The sequence below is a fragment of the Candidatus Babeliales bacterium genome, assembly GCA_035455925.1.
In the GTDB taxonomy this organism is placed as follows: Bacteria; Babelota; Babeliae; order Babelales; family Vermiphilaceae; genus SOIL31.
Genome location: DATIEE010000001.1, coordinates 1 through 15,725 on the forward strand (window position 1 = coordinate 1; position 15,725 = coordinate 15,725).

The following is a 15,725-nucleotide window of genomic DNA, read 5'->3' on the forward strand; positions in this document are numbered from 1 at the left end:
TTAACAGGTAAAAATTTTGAACAGCAAAGCAATGTGAGTATTGCATGAAGAATAAAGAAGAAGTAATACGAGTTGATGGAATTGTGAAAGAGACTTTACCAAATGCAATGTTTCGAGTAGCGATTGAAGGTGGGCATATAGTTTTAGGGCATGTGTCAGGTAAGATGCGTATGCATTATATTCGCATTTTGCCCGGTGATAGGGTTGCGTTAGAATTATCTCCGTACGATTTGACACGTGGAAGAATTGTGTTGCGATATAAGGATTAGGTGGAAAAGGTTATATTATGAAGGTTCGAACATCAGTTAAAGCTATTTGTAATGAATGTCGTATTATTAAGCGTAAAGGTGTTGTGCGCGTGATTTGTAATAAGAGCCCTAAGCATAAGCAGCGACAAGGTTAATAAGGAAATATAGAGTATGGCTAGAATTGAAGGTGTTAATTTACCAGCAAATAAACGAGTAGAGTATAGTTTGCCGTATATTTTTGGAATTGGTCTTGTGGGTGCGCAAGATATTTTGACTAAAGTTGGTATCAGTTTCGATACGCGAGTAAAAGATTTAACTGATACTGAGATAGCGGCAATTCAAAAAGAGATAACCGACAATTATAAAGTTGAAGGGGAATTGCGCAAAGAAATTACGTTGAATATTAAGCGTTTGCAAGAAATTGGCTCTTATAGAGGGCTGCGCCATAAGCGTGGGCTACCTGTTCGTGGTCAACGTACAAAGACGAATGCACGTACGCGCAAGGGTCCAAAGAAAAATCCAATAGCGTTAAAGCGTAAAGTAACTAAGAAATAATAATGCAGTAGGGGTTTTGATTACATGGCTTATAAAAAGAAACCAAAAAAACAAAAACAAAAAATAGCATCAGCCATTGCGCATGTTAAATCAACATTTAACAATACTATCGTTTCGATTACGACAATGGAAGGTGATGTTTTATTTTGTTCAAGCGCAGGGCGCTTAGGATTTAAAGGGTCTCGTAAAAGTACTCCTTTTGCGGCATCGCAGATTGCATCTACTTTAGCAAAGGAAATGCAGATTGTTGGAGTTAAAAATTTGGAAATAAATATGCAGGGACCGGGTTCTGGTAGAGATTCGGTTGTTCGTGCTTTCCAATCTGCAGGTATAACTGTTTCTATGTTGCGTGATGTTACACCATTGCCACATAACGGTTGCCGAGCTCCTAAAAAACGACGTGTATAATTAAAAAGTTTATCATTTTTTGTGAGATAAGGGTGCCATGGCAGTTGTAAGAGAAGAATCAACCGAAAAGCAGCAGCAAAAAGCTCCGCGAAGAAAAGTTTCTGAATATGGAAAACAACTTCAAGAAAAACAAAAAGTTAAAGAAATGTATGGATTGCGCGAGCGGCAATTTAAACGTTTTTTTGCAGTAGCAAGTAAACAGCGAGATGGTGGTCCAGGTGAGAACTTGTTAAGTTTGCTTGAGCGCAGGCTAGATAATACGGTATACAAATTAAAAATGGCTACGACACGGACGCAAGCACGTCAAATTATTACTCATGGACATGTTTTAGTCAATGGGAAAAAAGTATATTCACCATCTTTTTTAGTGTCATCTGAAGATGTTATTTCGCTTTCACAACGTGTAATAAAAATGGAAACATTTTTAAAGGATGTTGTTGAAAAGAGAATGAAGATTGGCATTAAGGTTCCTGATTGGTTGGAATTGGATAAAAAAGACAGAGTTGGTCGTGTTCTTCGTCTTCCAGTTCGTGCTGATATTCAAGTGCCCATTGAAGAGCGTTTGATTGTAGAATTATACTCGAAGTAATAGATAGTTGAAAGTCCAGGTAAGCAGGAGGTTGAATGACTAAGAATAGGGAATACAAACCACTTATCATTCCACAGTTGAAATGGGAAAAAAAGACGCTAAGTGAAACCTGCGGCGAATTAGTAGTTCAACCGCTTGAACCGGGTTTTGGAATAACGATTGGAAATTCGTTACGAAGAATTTTACTTAGTGGCGTTGAAGGGTCTGCAATAACATCAATAATTATAAAAGGTGTTAATAATGAATTTTCAGCAATACCAGGTGTTGTTGAAGATGCTATGCAGATTGTTCTTAATATAAAAAATATCATCATTCGCAATAGAGAAGGTAAACCCGGAAAAATGCGTTTGACTAAGAAAGGTGAATCTGAAGTATCTGTTAAAGATATTATTGCAGATGAACATCTTGAATTGGTTAATAAAGATTATATTTTTGCGCATGTTGCATTTGATGGTGAACTGGATATTGAATTTTTTGTTGAATCCGGACGTGGATATCAACAAGCTCAATGGCCGATAGATAAGCCTTACCAAGATGATTTTAGAATTTACTTGGATGCTATGTTTTCTCCGATACGTAAAGTTATGTTTGATGTTGAAAAAACACGTGTTGGCGATGCTATTGATTATGATAAATTAATTTTGCGCATTCATACTAATGGTTCTGAAAACCCCGTTGATGCATTGCATTATGCAGTTTCAGTTCTTCGTACACAACTTGAACATTTTCTTGAAAGTACTGAGATTCCATTTAATGAAATATCTCGTCTCCCAGAAGAGAAAATAGAGAAGGTACCGTTAAAGACTAACGATTCAAGTCTTAAAGGAGTACCAGTTGATTTACTATTAAAGCCAATTGAAGAATTAGAACTTTCAGTACGAGCTCATAATTGCTTGATTAATGCGGGCATTAATCGTGTTATTGACTTAGTTAATGTTGCTGAAGACGATGCGTTGAAAATTAAGAACTTTGGTCGTAAATCATTAAACGAAGTCAAAGAAAGTATGAAAGCATTTGGTCTTTCTTTTGGTATGAATATTAATGAAGAAAATGTTAAGAAGATCTTAGGTCAGGGATAATATTTCTGTTTTAAGCAAGGTACAAGAAAATGGTACATCAGAATGGTCGAAAAAAATTAAACCTTAAGGCGCCTCATAGAAGGGCAATGCTCCGTAATCAAGCAATACATTTGATTAATTATGGACATTTAGTTTCAACTAAGGCGCGCGTTAAGGAGACAAAACGCCTTGTTGAGCGCGCTGTCACTATTGCACGTGAAGGTAATACATTTAATGCTCGTCGTCGTGTGCAGGCATTATTACCATATGACGTTGATGCAGTTATTAAGCTATTTAAAGAAATTGCTCCACAATATGTTTCTCGTCCAGGTGGATATACGCGAATTATTCCTCTTGGTAAACGTATGAGCGATACAGCAACTGTTGCTCGTTTGGAATGGGTTTAAAATGACTAAAGTAGCTTCTGAACAGCTATCCTTCCCTGAAACAGTTGAGCATATACAACGTGTGCTTGAAGAATTACGCCCTGCCATCATTAATGATGGTGGGGATGTTCATTTTATACGATTTGAAAATAGTACGGTCTTTGTTCAATTATCCGGCGCATGCGTAAGCTGCCCCATTTCATTTATTACTCTTAAGATGGGTCTTGAAGCTCAACTTAAAGAAAAAGTTCCTGGTGTCGATTCAGTTGTATCTATTGACGATCTTTAATTTCTTTTATAAATTTTTTAGATTGTTGTCTTTTCTTGATCTCCTTTGATATATTCAAATTGAAGTCTAATTTGATTACTTGTTTATATAAAGGAAGAGTTATGAAAAAAAAATTAATCCTTATTGTCAGTTGCAGTTCGTTCCGTGATACGGGTGGTGAGACAAAAAAGAGTATGAAGCTTTTTAAATATATGACATGTGTTGCAATGTTATGTGCTATTGGTTTTGTGAACGGACGAGGCAAAAATCCTTCTCAGCAGCAAGGAGCGCAACAACAACAGCAACAAATACCACAGCAACAAATACCACAGCAACAGCCACAATTGCCAGTTGTAACAAAAGAGCGAGTTGCGACAACCGTTGATGAATTAATGAAAGCGTCAGTGCCGTGGGATGCGAAAACACAGGAAAAGTATGATCAAATTAAGTCTAAATTATCATCGCAACAGGAGAATGATTTGCTTAATATGTACACGCCAAAATATCAGGCATGGCAGGTTAAGCAAGGACAATTGTTTCAAAAGCCACAGCAGCAGCCAGGGCAACAAAAGAAACAATCATTAACACTTGATCAAATGTTACAACAACAGCAAGAAGTGAAGCAACCATTAACAAAAGAACAGTTGTTGACGTTAGAGGATGTTGGTTCAGGGGCATTAGATCGAGCAAAGTCATTATTATATTGGGGTGGAGGTAAGTTAGGAAGCGCTTGGGAAAAATCAAAAGAGGCGGCATCAAGCGCATGGGAGAGTACTGTTGGTGAATATGGATCTAGTATGGGAGGTTGGAAATATCTCTTACCGGGAGCACTTCTTTTTTCTGGTTCTGGTGCTTTGGTTGCTGGGGCTAGTGCTGCAGCCACAGCTTTGTGGGCACTTGGTGGGTCTGCAGCGGTACTGACGTTATCAAATACATTTGATCGATTAAATTATGCCTATAAAACCGGTAATTTATCCGAGGCAGCCTATTTAGATGAGATAAAAAAGCAATTAGCACTAGTATTGAATGATCAGGCAGCATATCCATATTATACAAGTAAGATTGAAGCATTAAGATCTCAAACAGAGTTATACCCTATGCATCAAGATGAATTTGGAGTAGCAAAAAAAGCTCATGAAGCATTGCTTAATGAGAGTTATCAAAAAGCTGGGAAAATAGCGACTATTCCGAAAGAAAAAGAAAAGGAAGATAAATTTTTTCAGATGATTACTGACATACGAGAGAAACATGGGTATGATCCAACAAATCTTATTTCATATATACAAAATTTGGAAAGAGGAACTGCTTTGATTGAAGCGCAAGCTTTAGTATCAGAATATAACAGAGCAAAGAATAGAGAAATAATACGCGAAAAACAAGCACAAGAAGTAAGGCAAAAAAAAGCAAAAAAAATTGAGCAAATTAAAATACAAATATCAGCTCCATCAGCGCTACCAGTTACGTCAAAATTTTAATAATTATAGTGCGCGGTATGTAATTACATTTGAGTATATGCTGGTGTAATTTAGGTGTGAGTATAGAAGTAAATAATAATAAAGCTAAGCGGTGATAAAAAGAAATTACCGCTTAGCTTTTATAAAAAATGAGAATAATATGAAAAATAAATTGATTATTTCTATTGCTTTATTAGCCGTGGTGACGCACTCACACGTGAAAGGTGAATTAGCGAGCCGAGAACCATCAACTGGAGAGCGAGAAGCTCTTGCTCGTAGTGGAGGTATAAACAATGCCAGCTTAACACAAGAAGAAGAAAAGATATCTCGCAAAGGTGGGTCTGCGTATAATGCGCAGATGACTTCACGATATGAAGAAAGAGAACGCGGCGGCGCTATTAATAATGTTTATTTTACTGAAAGTGTGGAAAAACGACAACGGACGGGTGGGGTTCATAATGCACGTTTAACCGAGGATATAGAAAAAAAACAGCGTAGCGGTCTTATTAATAATACGCAATCAACAGCACATGAAGAATCGAAAGCGCCGGATAGTGATAATGCTTCTCGTTTAACATCATTGGCAGAGAAAGAATCGCATCAGCCATATTGAAATTTGCTATTTATCCCTGTTCGATAATGCTGACAGTGCTTCCTTGAACTCCTTTTTCAATGAAAAACTGTACGGGAAACTGATCTTTCATGTTTGGAAGGTGAGAAACGATAATAATTTTTGAAAAATCATCTTGTATTTTATGTAAAGCATCCATAATATGTCCAAGACCTTCTTCGTCCTGAGAGCCAAATCCTTCGTCAATAATAAGTGTTTGCAATGCTGTGCCTGCACGTCGCGCAAGAAGTTTTGAAATTGCTATGCGTAGTGCAAAATCGATACGAAATGCTTCACCGCCTGAAAAAAGTTCATACGGTCTGATGCCTGCTTGATCAGAAATTTTAATATCTAATGTTTCTTTAGTGCCGCCTTTTTTTAAATCACGTAATGATTCAATAAAAATTTGTGCTTGATTGTTGGTTAGGCGTGATAATAGATAATTTGCTTCTTGCTCAATTTCTGGAATAGCTTCTTCAATGAGTAATGCTTGAATGCCGTCTTTTCCTGTTGCTGTTGCAATGGTTTGGTAATCTTCAATGATAGTATTTAATCGAGTAATATTAGCTTGTTCCTTTTGAAATTCATTATTAATTTTTGTCATGTGCTTTTGTTGGTTTTCAATACTACCTTGGGTGTGCGTAAGACGTTCTTTGTTTGATTTGAGAAGTATATGTTGTGATTCAAGTTCTTTTTCTCTGTTTTGTAATGTATGTAGCTGTGCGTCGAGGTTACCTAAATTTATACGATTATTTTCAATAGTGTGTAGTGCAAGTTTATTATTTTTTAGTAGAGCGCACAGTTTGTTAATTTCATTTTTTCGTTGTCCTTGTTGTGCAATATCTTGGTTAACTGTTTCATAATCAACTAATTGAAGTTCAATAAGTTGTAGTTTTTCTTGGTCTTTTTTGTACTTATCTTCATTATATATATTTTCTTGCAAGTGTTGTTCTATGAGATGCTTTTTTTGGATAATAGCCTGATATTCTTTATCCTCTATTTGATTGCTATAGGCTTCTTGATAAGTAATATTTTGTTGGTGGATGGTAATAGCATTTGTTTGTAGGATGATTTGATTACTTATCTGTGCACATTGTGTAATAAGTTCTGCACTATTATGAGCTATTTTTGTGCGAGTAGCGTTTAAATCAGCAATTTTTAAGGTTAAAGATAGTGCTTGTTGAAGTTGTTCTTTATCTTTAGTGATCTGGGCATGTTGATTGATGAGAATTTCTTTTAATGTAGGGATGATTTTTTTTAGTCGACGTAAGCGATGTGTTAGGAATGATTCTTGTTTTTCAAAATTAAGTTTTAGAAAACGTCTACGTGAAGCAGATAAGTTTTGTTCGCATAATGGACAACTTGGATCATCATCATGCACAAGTTTTTTTTTGTTAGATAGACTATTAAGTTCACTATTAATCCAGTTGCCTAATGAGACAAAATGTTGATAGGTAGCTTTGCGTTTTTCAAGATGTGCTTCTTGTTGTTCTACTGTAGTTGTTTTTTGTTGTATGAATGATAATTCTTCTTCATGTTGTATAATTTGTTTGGCTATATCACTATCATCCACTTGACATTGATGTATATGTTTTTCATGCGTAAATAGCGATGTTTGATAGTTGTTTTTTTCAGCGATTAATCGTTCTAGTGCAAGGTGTAAAATATTATTTTTTTTGAGATATTCATTTTTATGGTGTTGCTCAATATGATTGATTTGTTTGGTAAGATTAAGAAGCGTTTCGCGTTGTTCAAGATTTTTTTGAAATAACTGTTGATGGTGAGTAATGGCAGTAATTATTTTATTTTTTGTTAATTCAAGATCATTAATGTTAGGGAGATCTTGTTTTTTTTTATTAATTATACGCCATTCAGTTATTAATTCTTTAAGTTGTTTCGTTTGTAATGTAATCTGTTCATTAATTTGTTGGGCCTGAAATGTAAAATTATTATAGAGCTGTTGTTTTTCATTATAAGCTATACGATTATTTGTATGAAGTGTATTAGCAGTAATCCATTCTTTCTCTGTTTGTTCGAATATGCTTAATTCATGAGTAAGCTTTGCAAATTCGATAGCAATTGTTTCTTGAGCAGTAAGTTCCTGTGTTCTTTGTTCTTGTAGGGTTATTAAAACTGTTTTTTTTGTATAAGCATCTTTTATTTTTTCTAGTGCTAAAGTACGTATTACTTCATATTGATTAAGACCTAAAATGGTTGCTAAAATTTGTTTACGGTCCTTTGGTGTTTTTTTTGAAAATTCATTTGAGCTTCCTTGACGTAAAAACGCTGAGTTAGAAAATGATTCAAAATCAAGACGTAATGTTTGTTCAATCTTTTGTTGCGTAGTTTTAATTGTTTTATCAGTAAGTGGAATAAATGTTTCGGATTGACTATCTATTATTCCAAATTCAAGAGAGTTTATTGGTTTACCGTATGTTTCCATATATTCGCGGCGAACTCTATATTTTTTGTTGTTAAAAATGAAATCAAAAACAACGAGCATTTTTGTTTGACCTAATCGTAGTAACCCTTGATCAGCCTTTGCTGCACCAGATACTTTTCGTGCTTGACCCCACAGAGCCCATGTCATTGCATCTAATAATGCTGATTTTCCATGCCCATTTTTACCGGAGAGACAAATGAGTGAGTAGGATGTAAAATCAATCGTTTGTAATGTTGGACCGTAGCTTAAAAAATTTTTAATTTGTAGCTTTTGTGGAATCATAGTAATTATCCTCTGTTATTATGTGCGATTAGTGTAACACTAGCTTTATTTGTTTCATAGGCCAATTGTCAGAATAGCAAGCAAAAGGTATAGTAAAAACAAGACTATAAAAACATTAATGTGGAGATAGAGATGATGAAAGAAATAATTTTTCGTGAATATGATATTCGTGGTCTTGTTGATAATGAATTGATAATTGATGATGTGTATGATCTTGGTTGTGCGATAGCCTTTTATTTAGTTCAATTAAATAAAAAAATAAAAACAGTAGCGGTGGGAATGGATGTAAGGCAACACTCACCTATCATTAAAGATAATTTATGTCGTGCGCTAATTGAAAGCGGATTAGATGTTGTTTTTGTGGGAGTTTGTACTACGCCAATGATTTATTTTGCAACAAATACTATGCAAATTGATGCGGCTATTATGGTTACCGCTTCTCATAATCCCAAAGAATATAATGGGATGAAGATATGTTTAGGCACCCATGCTTTATGGGGTAAAGATATTAAAGAAATTGGTAGATTATATTATGCAAAAAAACATTGTAGTACCATAGCTCATGGTGTATATAGTGAGCATGCGCTGAAACAAGATTATATAGCATGGCATAGAGAAAAATTTAATCATTTAAAAGGTAGTGACCTTAAAGCAGTTATTGATTGTGGTAATGGTTCAGCCGGTATTGTGTTGCCAACAATTATTGCAATGATGGAGTGGAAGAATATTCAACTATTGTATTCAGATGTTGATGGTACATTTCCTAATCATGAGGCTGATCCGACACATATAAAAAATATGCGAGATGTACAAGATTGCTTGCGAACTACAGATGCAGTTGTTGGGATTGGCTTTGATGGCGATGCTGATCGCATGGGAGCGATGACAAAAGAAGGTGAGTTAGTATCAGGGGACAAACTTATTGCACTTTTTGCTCAACCTATGGTTAAACAGTACCCATCAATGGTTGTTGTATATAATGTTGTCTGTTCTGCAGGGCTTACTGAACTACTTGAATCGTGGGGCGCTCGGGTGGTGATAACACCAGTGGGTTGTTCAATTATTAAAGAAACCATGGAACAACAAAATGCAATGCTCGGTGGCGAAACAAGCGGGCATTTCTTTTTTAGAGATCGTCATTTTGGGTATGACGATGGTATTTATGCAATGTTTCGCTTAATTGAACTACTTATACAGACAAAAAAAGATTTATCTCAATTGCTAGCGATATTTCCTGCAAAAGTTACTTCACCAGAATTTCGTATTGCTTGTGATGAAGAAAATAAGCATGCTATTGTACATGAAATAAAAAATCTATTTTATCAGCAAAAAAATGTGAAAATCATTGCTATTGATGGCGTTCGAGTAATAACAGATTATGGATGGGGAATTATACGTGCGTCGAATACTCAACCGGTATTATCTATTCGTTTTGAAGCAAATACTCATGAGGATTTGCAACATGTAAAAGAAGATTTTGTTACCGTTTTATCACATTATTTTGATGATGAATATTTACGCGAACAGTTTCAGATGAATAATGAAGTTAATAATGAAAAATAGACTTGGTGTACATATTCGTATGCGTTCATCATTAAAAGAGTTATTAGAAAGAGCAGATTTTTTAAATCTATCCTTTTTTCAATGTTTTTTTGTACCTCAGGAAACGGGAAAATTAATTCGCGTTACTGATGTTGATGTATATGAATTTTTGAAAGTTCGTCGCTCGCAATTTGCAGATCTTTTTTGTCATGCATCATATTGGGTTAATTTATCAAGTCTGGGTAATAATGGTTATCCACAACTACGACGTGAAATTGCATTTGCTCGTCGACTTGAGTTTACACATCTTGTATTACATGCAGGGACTGCAAAAGGGGCAAAAAATAAGAATGATGGAATTGATGAATTGGCATATTCGCTTAATACTGTTTTAAGAAGAGACCGAGATATTGCAATTTTATTAGAAAATACCTGTCATGCTAATTTGGCGATAGGTAGTAATATTCTTGATTTTAAGCTGTTGCTTGAAAAACTTGATTATCCAGAACGAATTGGCTTTTGTATTGATACAGCACATGCCCATTCATTTGGGTATGATATTGTGCAAGAAGAACAACAGGATGCATTTATTGATTTTTTAGATGCAACGATTGGTATTGAACGTATTAGATTAATTCATTTGAATGATACGGTAGAGGGTTTAGGGTCTCATATTGATCGGCATGTCATTGTGGGTCAGGGCGTTATTGGTGATGATGCGCTTAAAAGATTTGTTATGCATCCAAAATTATGTCATATACCATTATTAATGGAGCTTCCTGAATTATCAGTTGAGCAGGAATTATTGGTGTTGGAAAAAGTTCGGTCGTGGTAATTAATTATCTTTGAGGAGAATAGTAATGATGCATATAGCAATTAGTGGATTTGGTAGGATCGGACGTTCTTTTTTACGATGTGTGTTGCAAGATAAAAATATACAGGAAAAAATGCGCGTTATTGCAATCAATGTGGGTAATTCAAATCCTGAACATATTGCACACATGTTTAAATATGATACATTAATGGGAACTTTTCAGGGAGCAGTGTCTGTTGAAAATAACGAACTAATTATTGGTGACTATCATATAAAAATTATTGCAGAGCTGGATCCAGAAAAATTGCCATGGAATGATCTACATATCGATTGGGTTGTTGATTGCACAGGACGTTTTACGGATCGTAATGATGCACAAAAACATATCATCGCAGGTGCTCAAAGAGTGTTGATATCAGCTCCTGCACATAATGAAGACATAGCAATCATTCCGGGGGTTAATGAACAATTATTTAATCCTGAATATCATAAAATAGTGTCACTTGGTAGTTGTACAACAAATGCATTCATGACAACACTTAAAGTGATGGATGATGCATTTACTATTATTCGTGGTTGTATGACAACAACACATGCTTACACTAATTCACAAGTATTACTTGATGTTGATGCACGAGATTTACGCTTTTCACGTGCAGCAGCGCTTAATATAATTCCAAGCACTACAGGAGCGTCAAAAATGCTTGCAAAAATTTTACCACACTTGGAAGGTAAAGTTTCTGCCGTTGCCATGCGCGTTCCTGTGGGAAAAGTATCATTAATTGATCTTGTGTTTGAAGCAAAACAAGATCTTTCATTAGAATCGATTCATCAGGCATTTATTGATGTTTCACGCAAGGGTATGAAAAATATTTTGGCAATAACTATGGAGCCACTTGTTTCAAGTGATTTTAATGGTGATCCACATTCAGTCATTATTGATGGTCTCTTAACTAACGTTAATGGAACAATGGGACAAGTTTTTGGTTGGTATGACAATGAATGGGGATACAGTATGCGTATGAAGGATTTTTTGGAATATGTAAGTGGATAAGTTTTATTTAATTACGCAGAATCAACATAATAATTTATAATTCAATAGTAATAATATTATTTTTATTGTGTGAGTAGTTTTTCCTGTCTTCAAAAATAGTATCAAGTTGGTTAATGATGATAGGTAATTGTCGTATAAAAGGCAACAATAAAAACTCAATATGAAAAAGACCACGATTTTTTTTTATATAGCTAATAGTCGTGAGGTAGTATATTATTTTTTTTATAATTATTTCGTCAGTTCTATAATCTTCAGGAATCCAGAGAGGATATGTTTTCCAGCAAATTGATGCTTGTATGAGTTTAGGATGGGGGTTAAAGTGACGTTCTGAAAATAATGGTTTAGTCACCTTATTTTTGGTATGTAGTCCTTGGAGATCAATGATTTGGAGAATATCAGCATGTGAGTGAAGTGAATAAATTTTTTTAAATAGTGGTGCATTAATCAAATGAGACGTATGTTTTTGGATGGGACATGCAAGTAAAATAGCCTTTGAGATAATAAGCTCAAATCCATCCGGATCAATTATCTCTGCCAAATGAAGAAGAACGTTACCGCCATGACTATGAGAAATAAGTATAATGTCAGGTTTGACGCCATAGGTTTTTTGATAATTTTGTACTACTAATTTAAGGTCATAAAAAAGATCATATGCAGCTTGTTTTCTTGAGCAAATATCAAGTTTACCCGACCATCCAAAGGTATAAAAATGGTTAAGATTAAATTGAGTAGGATCTATGGTTGACAATGTTTTTGCTTGTAAATATGAGTAATGAGTATCATCGTTTGTTATTTTATGTAAGTTTTGTTTATGATCAGACAATGCATTTGTTACATTATGAGCTATTTTTCCTAAAAAATTAGGCAAATATTCATTTAATCCATTTCCATGAACCCATAATTTACTTCCATGAATCCATACGGTAATGATAGGTGCTGGCGGAGGCGGTGGTGGGAAATATATCATGGTAATAATCCTTATTTGCTTGTTTAATTTATTCTATGCTTTAAATTTAACACAAATAGAAATTAGGTCAATAGGTGGTTTTGTAAAAAGTATGTTTCTTTGGCTGTGGATGAAGGATTTTTTGGAAAATAGATAATAAAATTAATAATTAACGCTGTATATATCGATATAGTAAGAATACAATAGCGATGCAACCAGTGATTCCTAAGCACTTAAGCCAGGTTTGGTATGTATCGAGAATAGGGGATTTATTAATAGTAGAAGTAGAAGAATTGACAGTATCGGGTTTTGTTGATTGTTTTCGAGAAATATTCTTAAACAGATCAGGATTATATGGTATATGTGGATCGTGAATATACTTATTTGTTAGGGAATCAATTTTAAATCGATTATCAGCATAAAAAACAGTTTGATTTTCTATATTTTTTGCTTCTTGTATTAGGGAAAAACATTTATCAGTTAGATTATATGTAATTGTAATTTCTATTGATAATTCAGCGTCAGTTGGCAATGTAGTTAATGTAGTATTCTTATCGTTATCTATGTTAGTAAGAATAACATCAATTGTGTTATTACTAACACTTTTTTTGCACCAAATTGCGTCATTTCTGTCATTAGGATTGAAGGCGTAAGCAAGATGATTTTCTAATACAAAGCGTACAGAGTCTTGAGGTAGGTGTTTGGGGTCAATAGTGCGCACATCGTTTAAAATATCTTGAATTGTAGAAGGATTTTTTTGTAATATTTCAATGTTTTTAATCAAGAATAGATTTTGTTTAGATAAAGGATTATTTTGTTGGTTATATTCTATAAGTAGGTGTTTATTAGTTAAATATGCATTACCTTGAAGACCACTCCAACCAGTAATAATTTCGAATTTATTATCAAGGATTATATAGTCATTACTGTCTTTTATTCGTAATAAAATCTTTGTGCTATCAGGGCTAAATTGAGATGCTTCAAAGATTAATTGCGCATTAATTTCTCTTTGTGTGTTAACGCTAGTTAATTCTTTTTGTTTAGAATCTAATGATTTAAAAAAAATATCATCATTTTCACGAGTTAGATTATAGTTTTGATTTGGAGAATGTATCACATCGATAGGTTTTTGTGCGCTATATGTATAATAGTTAACTGTTGTAAAAAAAGTGAAAATTATGAAATATAAAAAAATCATTAATATTTACCGGGTAATGTATAATTTAGTTTTTTTGATTTTTTTTTATTTTATATACAAATATTGATTTTAGCAAGATCGATTTTAAAGTTATTGTTGCAGCAAAGTGATAAATTCCGCTTATAGAGTAAAATAAAAAGTTCCGAATGAGTAATTGTTATAAAAAAAGTGATAATTGCAATATATAAAAATACATTTATATTCTTCATAGAATGTATTTTTTTTGAATTCGTGAGTTGAGTTTTTTGTTAAATATAATCATAGATAGTATACTTTAGTTAGAGAAAATATCAATGGGCTTTTTTAGGAAATTTAGATCATGATTACATCAAAAACTTATCAAAAAGATAGTCAAGAGGTTATCAATAAGGATAGCAGCGATTTATATAAAGAAGTTGTTGCAGCAAATACTCTTTATGCGTGTACATATAAAGCACAACCAAATGCTTTTTCGCGTAAGCGTGCTGCGTTGTTGACATGCATGGATGCTCGTCTTTTGCCTAATGAATTTATGGGATTTGAAGCGGGAGATATTCATTTAATAAGAAATGCTGGCGGACGGGCAAGTGACGATGCAATTAGGTCATTGGTTATTTCATCTAGGTTATTAACAACAAATCAATTTTTTGTAGTTCATCATACTGATTGTGGTATGCAAAGATTTACTAATAAAAGTATACATGAATTATTACACGACAATGTGAATGTAGATGAAGTTACAAAAATTGATTATTGTAATGCTACACTTAAAGTCCCTACGCTTAGTAAGAGATATGCATGTAAAAAGGTAAGATATTGCTGTGGAAAAAAATCTTGTGTAAATTATCAGTGCATTGATTGGTTAACTATTCAAAACGGTCTTTTTCGGTCCGTATTAGAAGATGTCAAAAAAATTCGTCAACATCCATTAATTCCAGCACATATTCCCATATATGGATTTATATTTGACGTGATGACTGGTAAGTTAGTACCGGTAAGTAAAGCTATGAAGGCGGGAAAGGCGAAATCTATTTGCTGTTTATAACATATCGCTTGGTAAAAAAAATGAAAAAAAAATATTTTGTTCTTAGTCTCAGCTTTCTATTTACCTTTTTAGCTATGGGAAAAGAAAATGTAAAATGGGTTAAAGAAAAAATAGTACAAGTAAAAACTGGTAATTTTTCTTTACCAGTCTCTCAACAACCAGGTCCATTAATTGCTTTTGGACAAAATATTGTTGATAAAGGTGAATGGCTTGTGTTGACTCGCGTTGATCAATTAAAGGCACATAAAAAAAGTTTTATAGAAGTTGCTCCATCAGTTATATATGGAATTAATGATACTATATCTCTTTTTATTGAATTACCGATTGCTACGAAGTTTCAGCTGAACAATAATGTAGCTCGAGGAATAGGAGATTTGCTTGTACAATGCGAAGGAGTTGTGTATGCAAAAGAAACAGCAATAATGGCAAATGTAATTACTTTAGTTGGCAATATAGGATTACCTACATCCTCTGCTCACACGGAGCCGTTAATTGGGCTTGGTGGTGGATCAACTACCGTATTTTTCGGATTTACTGCAAGCCATACAGGACAAGATTGGTATTACTTTGTGTCTTCAGGAGCAAATTTAACAACATCACGCAAAGGTACCAAGTTTGGTAATCAATTTTTGTATGAAGGAGGAATTAGTAAAAATATATGTTATAAAGTAGATTCTTGGATTTTTAATGGCATGATAGAATTTGATGGAATTTATAAGCAGCGTGACAAAATCAATAGGGTAATTGATGGTAATAGTGGAGGAAATCAATTATTTTTTTATCCTTCATTATGGTTTTCTACGCAACGATTTCTTGGTCAATTTGGTGTTTCATGGATTATCATTC

General features: G+C 33.9%; 18 protein-coding genes. 15 read left to right on the forward strand and 3 right to left on the reverse strand.

What is annotated here, in order from left to right:
• Positions 1–44 precede the first annotated feature (44 nt).
• The 10 genes from infA (at position 45) to VLB80_00050 (ending at position 5,579) form a co-directional block, all read left to right on the forward strand.
• Entirely contained in the window at positions 45–269 is a 225-nt protein-coding gene (gene infA / locus VLB80_00005; GenBank protein ID HSC24586.1) for a translation initiation factor IF-1, read from the forward strand.
• A gap of 17 nt (positions 270–286) precedes the next feature.
• Positions 287–403 (forward strand): 50S ribosomal protein L36, encoded by a 117-nt coding sequence (gene rpmJ / locus VLB80_00010; protein ID HSC24587.1) that lies wholly within the window; start codon positions 287–289, stop codon positions 401–403.
• Positions 404–419: 16 nt separating this feature from the next.
• Complete coding sequence (gene rpsM, locus VLB80_00015) at positions 420–803, forward strand: 30S ribosomal protein S13 (protein ID HSC24588.1); 384 nt, start codon at positions 420–422, stop codon at positions 801–803.
• A 24-nt stretch (positions 804–827) separates the two neighbouring features.
• On the forward strand, positions 828–1,211 hold the full coding sequence (gene rpsK, locus VLB80_00020) for a 30S ribosomal protein S11 (GenBank protein HSC24589.1): 384 nt from the start codon (positions 828–830) through the stop codon (positions 1,209–1,211).
• A gap of 37 nt (positions 1,212–1,248) precedes the next feature.
• On the forward strand, positions 1,249–1,800 hold the full coding sequence (rpsD, locus tag VLB80_00025; GenBank protein HSC24590.1) for a 30S ribosomal protein S4: 552 nt from the start codon (positions 1,249–1,251) through the stop codon (positions 1,798–1,800).
• Positions 1,801–1,835: 35 nt separating this feature from the next.
• Positions 1,836–2,879, forward strand: coding sequence for a DNA-directed RNA polymerase subunit alpha (locus VLB80_00030; GenBank protein ID HSC24591.1), 1,044 nt, complete (start codon positions 1,836–1,838; stop codon positions 2,877–2,879).
• Positions 2,880–2,908: 29 nt separating this feature from the next.
• Entirely contained in the window at positions 2,909–3,265 is a 357-nt protein-coding gene (rplQ, locus tag VLB80_00035; protein ID HSC24592.1) for a 50S ribosomal protein L17, read from the forward strand.
• A gap of 1 nt (position 3,266) precedes the next feature.
• Complete coding sequence (locus VLB80_00040; protein HSC24593.1) at positions 3,267–3,533, forward strand: NifU family protein; 267 nt, start codon at positions 3,267–3,269, stop codon at positions 3,531–3,533.
• A gap of 101 nt (positions 3,534–3,634) precedes the next feature.
• A complete protein-coding gene (locus tag VLB80_00045; GenBank protein HSC24594.1) occupies positions 3,635–4,987 on the forward strand; it encodes a hypothetical protein in 1,353 nt (450 codons plus the stop codon).
• Positions 4,988–5,126: 139 nt separating this feature from the next.
• Positions 5,127–5,579 (forward strand): hypothetical protein, encoded by a 453-nt coding sequence (locus VLB80_00050; GenBank protein ID HSC24595.1) that lies wholly within the window; start codon positions 5,127–5,129, stop codon positions 5,577–5,579.
• Positions 5,580–5,589: 10 nt separating this feature from the next.
• Here the strand turns inward: VLB80_00050 and VLB80_00055 are convergent, their stop codons facing one another.
• On the reverse strand, positions 5,590–8,301 hold the full coding sequence (locus tag VLB80_00055) for an SMC family ATPase (protein ID HSC24596.1): 2,712 nt from the start codon (positions 8,299–8,301) through the stop codon (positions 5,590–5,592).
• A gap of 132 nt (positions 8,302–8,433) precedes the next feature.
• Here VLB80_00055 and VLB80_00060 point away from each other — a divergent pair, with 132 nt between their 5' ends.
• The 3 genes from VLB80_00060 to VLB80_00070 are packed head-to-tail and all read left to right on the forward strand — an operon-like array spanning position 8,434 to position 11,711.
• Positions 8,434–9,864: a phosphomannomutase/phosphoglucomutase gene (locus tag VLB80_00060; protein HSC24597.1), complete on the forward strand. Its 1,431-nt coding sequence runs from the start codon at positions 8,434–8,436 to the stop codon at positions 9,862–9,864.
• Entirely contained in the window at positions 9,854–10,678 is an 825-nt protein-coding gene (locus VLB80_00065; protein ID HSC24598.1) for a deoxyribonuclease IV, read from the forward strand. Before VLB80_00060 ends, VLB80_00065 begins: the two co-directional genes overlap by 11 nt.
• Before the next feature lie 25 nt (positions 10,679–10,703).
• Positions 10,704–11,711 carry a type I glyceraldehyde-3-phosphate dehydrogenase gene (locus VLB80_00070; protein ID HSC24599.1) on the forward strand — a complete coding sequence of 336 codons (1,008 nt, stop codon included), beginning with the start codon at positions 10,704–10,706 and terminating at the stop codon, positions 11,709–11,711.
• Between the two features lie 34 nt (positions 11,712–11,745).
• Here VLB80_00070 and VLB80_00075 read toward each other — a convergent pair whose 3' ends face one another.
• Together VLB80_00075 and VLB80_00080 are read right to left on the reverse strand one after the other, a co-directional pair.
• On the reverse strand, positions 11,746–12,678 hold the full coding sequence (locus VLB80_00075) for a hypothetical protein (protein ID HSC24600.1): 933 nt from the start codon (positions 12,676–12,678) through the stop codon (positions 11,746–11,748).
• A gap of 148 nt (positions 12,679–12,826) precedes the next feature.
• Positions 12,827–13,855: a hypothetical protein gene (locus VLB80_00080; protein ID HSC24601.1), complete on the reverse strand. Its 1,029-nt coding sequence runs from the start codon at positions 13,853–13,855 to the stop codon at positions 12,827–12,829.
• Between the two features lie 319 nt (positions 13,856–14,174).
• Between VLB80_00080 and VLB80_00085 the strand changes: the two genes are divergently transcribed.
• Together VLB80_00085 and VLB80_00090 are read left to right on the forward strand one after the other, a co-directional pair.
• Complete coding sequence (locus tag VLB80_00085; protein ID HSC24602.1) at positions 14,175–14,879, forward strand: carbonic anhydrase; 705 nt, start codon at positions 14,175–14,177, stop codon at positions 14,877–14,879.
• 20 nt (positions 14,880–14,899) lie between these two features.
• Positions 14,900–15,725: hypothetical protein (locus VLB80_00090; protein ID HSC24603.1), on the forward strand; the 826-nt coding region annotated here is incomplete at its 3' end.

Excerpts from the sequence above, each read along its gene's own strand:
- infA (HSC24586.1), top strand. The coding sequence starts at position 45 with ATGAAGAATAAAGAAGAAGTAATACGAGTTGATGGAATTGTGAAAGAG.
- rpmJ (HSC24587.1), top strand. The coding sequence starts at position 287 with ATGAAGGTTCGAACATCAGTTAAAGCTATTTGTAATGAATGTCGTATT.
- rpsM (HSC24588.1), top strand. The coding sequence starts at position 420 with ATGGCTAGAATTGAAGGTGTTAATTTACCAGCAAATAAACGAGTAGAG.
- rpsK (HSC24589.1), top strand. The coding sequence starts at position 828 with ATGGCTTATAAAAAGAAACCAAAAAAACAAAAACAAAAAATAGCATCA.
- rpsD (HSC24590.1), top strand. The coding sequence starts at position 1,249 with ATGGCAGTTGTAAGAGAAGAATCAACCGAAAAGCAGCAGCAAAAAGCT.
- VLB80_00030 (HSC24591.1), top strand. The coding sequence starts at position 1,836 with ATGACTAAGAATAGGGAATACAAACCACTTATCATTCCACAGTTGAAA.
- rplQ (HSC24592.1), top strand. The coding sequence starts at position 2,909 with ATGGTACATCAGAATGGTCGAAAAAAATTAAACCTTAAGGCGCCTCAT.
- VLB80_00040 (HSC24593.1), top strand. The coding sequence starts at position 3,267 with ATGACTAAAGTAGCTTCTGAACAGCTATCCTTCCCTGAAACAGTTGAG.
- VLB80_00045 (HSC24594.1), top strand. The coding sequence starts at position 3,635 with ATGAAAAAAAAATTAATCCTTATTGTCAGTTGCAGTTCGTTCCGTGAT.
- VLB80_00050 (HSC24595.1), top strand. The coding sequence starts at position 5,127 with ATGAAAAATAAATTGATTATTTCTATTGCTTTATTAGCCGTGGTGACG.
- VLB80_00055 (HSC24596.1), bottom strand. The coding sequence starts at position 8,301 with ATGATTCCACAAAAGCTACAAATTAAAAATTTTTTAAGCTACGGTCCA.
- VLB80_00060 (HSC24597.1), top strand. The coding sequence starts at position 8,434 with ATGATGAAAGAAATAATTTTTCGTGAATATGATATTCGTGGTCTTGTT.
- VLB80_00065 (HSC24598.1), top strand. The coding sequence starts at position 9,854 with ATGAAAAATAGACTTGGTGTACATATTCGTATGCGTTCATCATTAAAA.
- VLB80_00070 (HSC24599.1), top strand. The coding sequence starts at position 10,704 with ATGATGCATATAGCAATTAGTGGATTTGGTAGGATCGGACGTTCTTTT.
- VLB80_00075 (HSC24600.1), bottom strand. The coding sequence starts at position 12,678 with ATGATATATTTCCCACCACCGCCTCCGCCAGCACCTATCATTACCGTA.
- VLB80_00080 (HSC24601.1), bottom strand. The coding sequence starts at position 13,855 with ATGATTTTTTTATATTTCATAATTTTCACTTTTTTTACAACAGTTAAC.
- VLB80_00085 (HSC24602.1), top strand. The coding sequence starts at position 14,175 with ATGATTACATCAAAAACTTATCAAAAAGATAGTCAAGAGGTTATCAAT.